Source organism: Synechococcus sp. CCY9202, assembly GCF_034931685.1.
In the GTDB taxonomy this organism is placed as follows: Bacteria; Cyanobacteriota; Cyanobacteriia; order PCC-6307; family Cyanobiaceae; genus CBW1002.
This window is the reverse complement of record NZ_JAYGID010000052.1, coordinates 151,903-159,177: the sequence shown is the minus strand read 5'-3', so window position 1 is coordinate 159,177 and position 7,275 is coordinate 151,903. Positions and strand designations below refer to the sequence as shown.

Below are 7,275 nucleotides of genomic sequence, written 5' to 3'. Positions count from 1 at the left end.
GCTTCTCCAGGAACAGCCCCATGACGTCGTCAGTGAGGAGCCGATCACGATTCTTGGTGAATGTGGTCGGATGCCAGATCGCATCGTCAGGGCTCAAGCCCACAAACCAGCGGAACAGCAGGTTGTATTGGAGCTGCTCCAGCAGCAGCCTCTCGGAGCGAATCCCGTAGAACGCCTGCAACAACGAGGCCAGCAGCAGCTGCTCCGGCGGCACCGATGGACGACCTTCCAAGGCATACAGCGCACAGAAGGTGGGATTGAGTCGATCGAGCGCCTGATCCGCCAGCTTCCTGATCCGCCTCAGCGGATGGCTGGCCGGGATCCGCTCCTCGATCGAGACGTAGGAGAACAAGGAGCCGCTGCGCTCCTGCTGACCTCGCATCAAACCTGGGGCAGTTGGCCCATTCTCGCAGAGGTGGCGGGGTTTTTCAGCAAACTCTTAACTGGTGGCCCATCGACCGCAGGATCAGCTCCGGATCGGGTGGGGCGTCGGGGCCGTCCGGGGAGACGGCGGAAGCAGTGGCGTCAGAGTCGCGCGGGTTCTGGGTCACGGTTAACGGGGAGTGCCGTTGTAGTCCACCTGGCGAATGTCACGGCCGTCAGGCGAGATTAGAATCGTCGTCTGAATGGTGGCGGGCTTGTTCATGGTTTGCCAGCCGGGCACGCCCCCCAGAAATTCGAACAGATAACCCTGATCCGTGCGTTGGATCATGCAGTCGCCGCCGCCGCGCTGGTGCATGCAGGCAGCTGTGGTGTAGCGGCTCAGCCCGCCGTTGATGCGTTCCGCCTCCATCCGGGCCAGGTTGGCGGCTCGCACCTGGCTGGCGTCCATCTGCTGGGCGACCCCAGGGGATGCGCAGACCATCACCAGGGCGGCGGCTGCGGTGGTGGCAGCCAGCGGAAGGCTCCGGAGCGAGAACGACGGCAGGCCCATGAGGTGGAGTGCAGCTGCCTGCGTTCTAGGTCCGTGATTCTGCGGCGTCAGCCAACCCAGGTTGCACCGGCCCGGTCTCAGTACAGACGGCTCAGCACAAACTCCGGCAGGGCCAGCAGGGCGGTGCTGGCTTCGGAGGCCGGCAGCCACTGCAGGGCTTCATGGGCTTCGCGGCTGAACTGTTCGGCCAGGGCACGGGAACGGGGAATGGCCTCGCAGCCCCGCACCAGAGCCAGGGCCTGGTCAAGATCGCCCGCTTCACAGAATTCCCGCTCGATCAGCCCAGCCAGAGCTGGCTTCTCCTCCAGGGCGTAGAGCACCGGAGCCGTGAGGTAGCCGGCGGCCAGGTCGCTGGCGGCGGGCTTGCCGAGCTGCTGGTCGCTACCGGTGAAATCGAGGATGTCGTCCACCACCTGGAAGGCCAGGCCCAGCTGACGACCGAAGCGATAGAGATCTTCCAGGCGTGGTTGCGGCAGTTCGGCCAGCACGCCGGCAGCGCGGGCGCTGTTGGCGATCAGGGAAGCGGTCTTGCAGTAGCTCTTTTCGAGGTACGTCTCGAAGCTCTGGCCGGTGTCGTAGCGGAACAGGCCCTGGCGTACTTCCCCGTCCGCCAGGTCCATGATCACCCGGCTGAGCAGTTTCACCACCTCGAGGTCGTCGAGGTTGGCCAGATGCCAGCTGGCCTGGGCGAAGAGGAAATCCCCTGCCAGCACCGCCACCCGATAGTTGAAGCGGCTGTGCACGGTGGCCACACCACGGCGGGTGGAGGCTTCATCCACCACGTCGTCATGCACCAGGGAGGCGGTGTGGATCATCTCGGTGATCTCGGCCAGACGCCGATGGCGTGAACCGAGGGCCCCATCAGGATCGATGGCCCGCGAGAGCAGCAACACGATGCCAGGCCTCAGGCGCTTGCCGCCGGCGGCGAACAGGTGCTCAGCAGCTGCCTGAAGGATCGGATGACCGGCTCCGATCAGGCTGCGCAGATCGGCAAGCAAGGCGTCGAGATCGGCCTCGACCGGCTGAAGAAGTTCTGCAACCGTGGCCACGACACCTCCCTGGTGAGCCGATCCTAGAAGGATCAGGAGGGCGTCCGGAGCTCCACCGTCTCCACCCGTGGCCGCCGCTCCAGCCAACGGGTCGCGGCCTTGGCGAAGCCACTGGCCGAGCCGGTGACGCAGTAGCGGTAGAGCAGCCTCGGCGGGTCGATCGGATCGTCCTCCAGGTCCACTTCCGGCGAATCGCCCAGGTTGCCGAGCAGGGGCCCGAGACGCCGGGCGGCAGCCTGGGCCGGATCGACCAGGCGAACCCCTTGAGGCAGCAGCCGGCGCAGCAAGGGGCGCAGCAGGGGGTAGTGGGTGCAGCCCAGCACGATCGTGTCCACCTCGCCGGCGATCATCGGCTGGAGGTACCCCCGAGCCGCCTCTTCCAGGGCTGGATCCTCCAGATTGCCCGCTTCGATCAGGGGCACGAAGGCCGGGCAGCCCACCTCGATCACCCGGGCCGTCGGACGGCAGGCATGGATCGCTCGGCCATAGGCCGCGCTGGCCGCCGTGGCTGGGGTGGCGAGTACCCCGATCCGGTCGCTGCAGAGTTCGCTGGCGACACTGTCGATCAGGCCCACCACTGGCACACCTGCTTCGGCCACGGCCACATCCAGGGCCAGGGCATTGGAGGTGTTGCAGGCCATCACCAGCACACCCACCCCCTGCAGCCGCAGCCAGTGCACCACCTCAGCGGCGATGGCGCGGATGTCGTCAGGGGTGCGCTCGCCATAGGGAACCCGGGCGGTATCCCCGAGGTAGAGGCAGGGGGAATGGGGGTAGAGCGCCTGGATCTGGCGCAGCACGGTCAGACCACCGAGACCACTGTCGAACAGGCCGATGAGAAGGCTCAAGAGCGTTGCAGGTACTCGAGGATTCCGGTCGCCAGGGCCAGGGCCATGCGGCGGCGGAAGTTCGGATCGGCCAGGCGGGGGGCGTCGATCCTGCCGGTCACGAATCCCATCTCCACCAGGGAGGCCGGCATCACGGTGCGGCGGATCACGTAGAAGCGCCCGGTGCGGACACCCCGATCCGGAGTGCCGGGAGAGATCGCCAGCATCTGCCGCTGCAGAGACGCGGCCAGCTGTCTGGAATTGCTGCCCTGGAAATAGAACGTCTCGATTCCGTTCACGTCCGGCCGCGCCATGCTCAGAGCGTTCGCATGGATGCTCACGAACACATCGGCGCGGTTGCTGTTGGCCAGGGACACCCGCGGGGGCAGGTCGACGTCCACCTCGGAAGTGCGGGTCATCAGAACCTGCACGCCTCTGGCCTGGAGCAGCTGGGCCACCTGCAGCCCCACATCAAGCACCACGTTGGTTTCACGCAATCCACCGATCCCGACCGCACCTGGATCGGGGCCGCCATGGCCTGGATCGATCACGACCTTGAAGCGGCCTCTCGGCACCACTGGCAGGCCATCGGCTGACAGTGGTGTGGTGGCCGAACTGAAATTGCCGCCACCTCTGGTCCATCCGGCGCTGGCCACCGTGGCAGCGTTGATATCGCCCTCGCCCATGGCGACTGCCGAGCGCCTCGGAAGCCCCGGCAGATCCATGCGCCAGCGGTCGCGGGAGGTGCCGACCAGCCTCAGCTGGCGGGGGTCGAGACGGGTGCCTGGCTGAAACTCGACCACGAGTCGCGTGGTTCCGGGATCGGGCTTTCCGATCCGTACTTCTCGAATCGCTCCGCCACCGCTGATCGAGCGGCTGCGCTGGGGGGCGCCGGGCAGATCCACCCAGATCCGGGGGCCGCGCCCCCCGGATCCCTCCTCGAAGAAGGCCTGGATCTGAACGCCTGGGGTCGTGCGCAGCTCAAGAATGCCCTCGCGGGTGATGCGCCAGGCGCCAAGGGTGCTGGCAGCCCACGCGGGAAGCGCGGCGAACGCCAGCAGCAGTGGGGCAAGGAACAGCGGCAGGCGCTTGAGCGTCATCCGAAACAGGGGCATGCGAAAGAACGGCATACCGGTCAGAACAACGCCGGTTGGCGGTGCTGAAGGCTCGGCATCTGAGCCCTGACCCGGCCTTCGTGATCCCGATCCACCGGTGCCACGGCCAGGCCGGGGGCCACGCCCGCGTCGGCCAGCACCGTGCCCCAGGGATCGATCACCAGCGCATGGCCATGGGTCTGACGCCGGTCGTAGTGAAGGCCGGTCTGGGCCGGGGCCACCACATAGGCGGTGTTTTCGATCGCCCGGGCCTGGAGCAGCACCTGCCAGTGATCCTTGCCGGTGAAGGCGGTGAAGGCCGCCGGGATCATCAGCAGTTCGGCTCCCGCCTGGGCCAGGTGGCGATAGAGCTCCGGAAAGCGCACGTCGTAGCAGATCGACAGACCGATCCTGCAGAGGCCGGGCACATCCACCACGGGGGGCAGCTGCTGGCCGGGCTGCACCGTGGCCGACTCGCGGTAGGTGATGCCGTCCGGCAGGTCGACATCGAACAGATGGATCTTGTCGTAACGGGCCAGAAGCTGTCCTTCCTTGCCCACCAGCTCGGCCCGGTTGAAGGTGTGACCAGGACCGGCCGGCACGGGAAAACCGCCACCGAGCAGGGTCACCTGGTAGCGGCGCGCCATGGTGACCAGGAAGCGGCTGCAGCGCTCGGCCAGGTCGGCGGCCAGGTCGATCCGGGTGCTGTCTTCTCCCATGAAGGCGAAGTTCTCGGGCAGTCCCACCAGCTCAGCGCCACGGCGGGCCGCCAGTTCGATCTGCTCCTCGGCAGCCGCGAGATTGGCGTCAGGATCCGGAGTGCTGGTGAGTTGCAGTGCTGCCGCCAGAAAACTGCTCACCCGTCATCCCGTCACGACCGGCGAACTGTAAGGGACATGCCCAGCCCCTTCCAGCCCGCCGCTCTCTCCACCGAAAAGGGCCGGATCAGCTGGCTTCCAGCACCCCTGGAGCACTCTGCCGCGGCACGATCGTCAGGGTGTCCACGGCGGCGCAGCAGGCGAAGTCTTCGTCGTGGTTGCCAAGCCCGATCAGCCGCTGGCCGTGGCTGGCGGCACGCAGGCAGGTTTCGGTGTCGTGGCGCCACTGCTGCCAGAGGGCCAGAGCGGCGAGCATTTCGTCATTGCCGCAGCGCACGCCAACGTGGGGGGCCACCGCCATCTCCATGGCGGCCGAGGCCACCGCGCCGGCCGCGAGGCTGTCTTCCAGGGAGTAATCCCCCTCCCAGCCGCTGCCCACGATCCAAACCCGCTCAGCGCCGGTCTCCACCAGTCGCCGGGCCACGGCGCTGCGGTTGGGCAGGCAGGCCGTGAGCAGCTGGGGCACCGCCTGCACCGCCGCCAGGGAGCGGGTGCCGTTGGTGGTGCTCATGAAGATGCGTTTGCCGGCCACCAGCTTCGGCACCACGGCCAGGGGCGAATTGCCCAGGTCGTAGCCCTCCACCCGCTTGCCGCCGCGCTCTCCGGCCTTGAGGCGATGTTCGGCGGGCCAGGCGGCGGCGGCGGTGTTCAGTTCCGTCAGGTCGGCGAAGGCCTGGATCGCTTCGGCGCCGTTCTTCAGGGACCAGGCGATCGTGGTGGTGGCTCGCAGCACATCGATCACCACCGCGGCATCCGGGCCGCCTTCCGCTATGGAGGTCACCGGGGGGACGCATTCGGAGGTATGGAAATAGGACAGGAGCACGGCCGCGGTCGCCACAGGGGTGCGTCACAGTAGGCACCGCAAGGGATTGGTGATGGTGCGGAGCATCGGCGTTCAGGCTGGCGGGCCAACGGTGGACGCGGGTTCATTCCGGGGTTTCAACGGCGCGTCCCGCCGTGATCTGCGCGGGTATCTCACCCTGCTGGAGCAGCGCGGTCAGCTGCGCCGCATCACCGCCCCGGTGGATCCCGATCTGGAGCTGGCGGCCATCGCCGATCGGGTGCTGAGCGCTGGCGGGCCGGCGCTGCTGTTCGAGAACGTGAACGGCAGCACGATGCCGGTGGCCGTGAACCTGCTCGGCACCCAGGAGCGGGTGTTGTGGAGCATGGGCATGGAGCGACCCGAGGAGCTCGAGGCCCTCGGCGAGCGGCTGGCCCTGCTGCAACAGCCTCGCCCCCCCAAGGGGCTGCAGGAAGCAGCCAGGTTCGGCGGCCTGCTCTGGGATCTGGTCAAGGCCCGCCCCGATCTCGACCTCACCCCCCCCTGCCACCAGCAGGTGTTCAAGGGGGACCAGGTGAATCTCGATGCCCTGCCCCTGTTGCGGCCCTGGCCGGGCGATGCCGGCGGCATCATCACCCTGGGTCTGGTGATCACCAAGGACCCGGAAACGGGGACCCCCAACGTGGGCGTCTACCGCCTGCAGCGGCAGTCGATCAACACGATGACGGTGCATTGGCTGAGTGTGCGGGGCGGCGCTCGCCACCTGCGCAAGGCGGCGGCGCTGGGCAAGCCGCTGGAGATCGCGATCGCCATCGGGGTGCACCCCTTGCTGGTGATGGCGGCGGCGACGCCGATCCCGGTGCAGTTGAGCGAGTGGTTGTTTGCCGGCCTCTACGCCGGTGAGGGCGTGCGATTGGCCAAGTGCAAGACGGTGAATCTGGAAGTTCCCAGCCACAGTGAGCTGGTGCTGGAGGGCACGATCACTCCCGGCGAGGAGCTGGCCGATGGCCCGTTCGGCGACCACATGGGCTTCTACGGCGGTGTCGAGGCCTCACCGCTGGTGCGGTTTCAGTGCGTCACCCAGCGGCGCGACCCCATCTACTTCACCACCTTCAGCGGCCGGCCCCCCAAGGAGGACGCGATGCTGGCCATCGCCCTCAACCGCATCTACACCCCGATCCTGCGGCAGCAGATCCCGGAGATCGTCGATTTCTTCCTGCCGATGGAGGGCCTCAGCTACAAGCTGGCCGTGATCGCCATCGACAAGGCCTATCCCGGCCAGGCCAGGCGTGCCGCCATGGCCTTCTGGAGTGCTCTGCCGCAGTTCACTTACACGAAGTTCGTGGTGGTGGTGGATCAGAGCATCAACATCCGCGATCCCCGCCAGGTGATCTGGGCGATCAGTGCCCAGGTGGATCCCCAGCGGGATCTGTTCGTGCTGGAGAACACCCCGTTCGACAGCCTTGATTTCGCCAGCGAGCGGCTGGGTCTGGGTGGCCGCCTGGCGATTGATGCCACCACCAAGATCGGCCCCGAGAAGCGCCATCCCTGGGGTGAACCACTCCGCCGGCCTGCCGAGCTGGAGGCCCGCCTCGATGCCCGCTGGCAGGAGCTGGGGCTGGCGGACGTGGGCCAGAACCAGCCCGATCCGGCCCTGTTCGGGTACACCCTCGAGCACGTGCTGGAACGGCTGGCCAACCTGCGATGACGCC

8 protein-coding genes are annotated in these 7,275 nt (G+C 67.4%); 1 reads left to right on the top strand and 7 read right to left on the bottom strand.

The window, feature by feature from the left end; genetic code table 11:
* From VB777_RS07835 to VB777_RS07805, 7 genes are all read right to left on the bottom strand, one after another.
* Positions 1 to 382: transposase (locus tag VB777_RS07835; RefSeq protein ID WP_323248114.1), on the bottom strand; the 382-nt coding region annotated here is incomplete at its 3' end.
* Between the two features lie 171 nt (positions 383 to 553).
* On the bottom strand, positions 554 to 934 hold the full coding sequence (locus VB777_RS07830) for a hypothetical protein (protein WP_197155143.1): 381 nt from the start codon (positions 932 to 934) through the stop codon (positions 554 to 556).
* Between the two features lie 77 nt (positions 935 to 1,011).
* Entirely contained in the window at positions 1,012 to 1,983 is a 972-nt protein-coding gene (gene sds, locus VB777_RS07825; RefSeq protein WP_323248112.1) for a solanesyl diphosphate synthase, read from the bottom strand.
* Between the two features lie 32 nt (positions 1,984 to 2,015).
* Positions 2,016 to 2,831, bottom strand: coding sequence for a glutamate racemase (gene murI, locus VB777_RS07820; RefSeq protein ID WP_197170128.1), 816 nt, complete (start codon positions 2,829 to 2,831; stop codon positions 2,016 to 2,018).
* Positions 2,828 to 3,910, bottom strand: coding sequence for an N-acetylmuramoyl-L-alanine amidase (locus VB777_RS07815; RefSeq protein WP_197172392.1), 1,083 nt, complete (start codon positions 3,908 to 3,910; stop codon positions 2,828 to 2,830). The genes murI and VB777_RS07815 overlap by 4 nt, the downstream gene beginning before the upstream one ends.
* 35 nt (positions 3,911 to 3,945) lie before the next feature.
* Entirely contained in the window at positions 3,946 to 4,764 is an 819-nt protein-coding gene (locus tag VB777_RS07810; protein ID WP_197155148.1) for a carbon-nitrogen hydrolase family protein, read from the bottom strand.
* An 85-nt stretch (positions 4,765 to 4,849) separates the two neighbouring features.
* Complete coding sequence (locus VB777_RS07805) at positions 4,850 to 5,605, bottom strand: 2-phosphosulfolactate phosphatase family protein (protein ID WP_323248131.1); 756 nt, start codon at positions 5,603 to 5,605, stop codon at positions 4,850 to 4,852.
* Positions 5,606 to 5,657: 52 nt separating this feature from the next.
* Here VB777_RS07805 and VB777_RS07800 point away from each other — a divergent pair, with 52 nt between their 5' ends.
* Entirely contained in the window at positions 5,658 to 7,271 is a 1,614-nt protein-coding gene (locus VB777_RS07800) for a UbiD family decarboxylase (protein WP_323248109.1), read from the top strand.
* Positions 7,272 to 7,275: the final 4 nt, after the last annotated feature.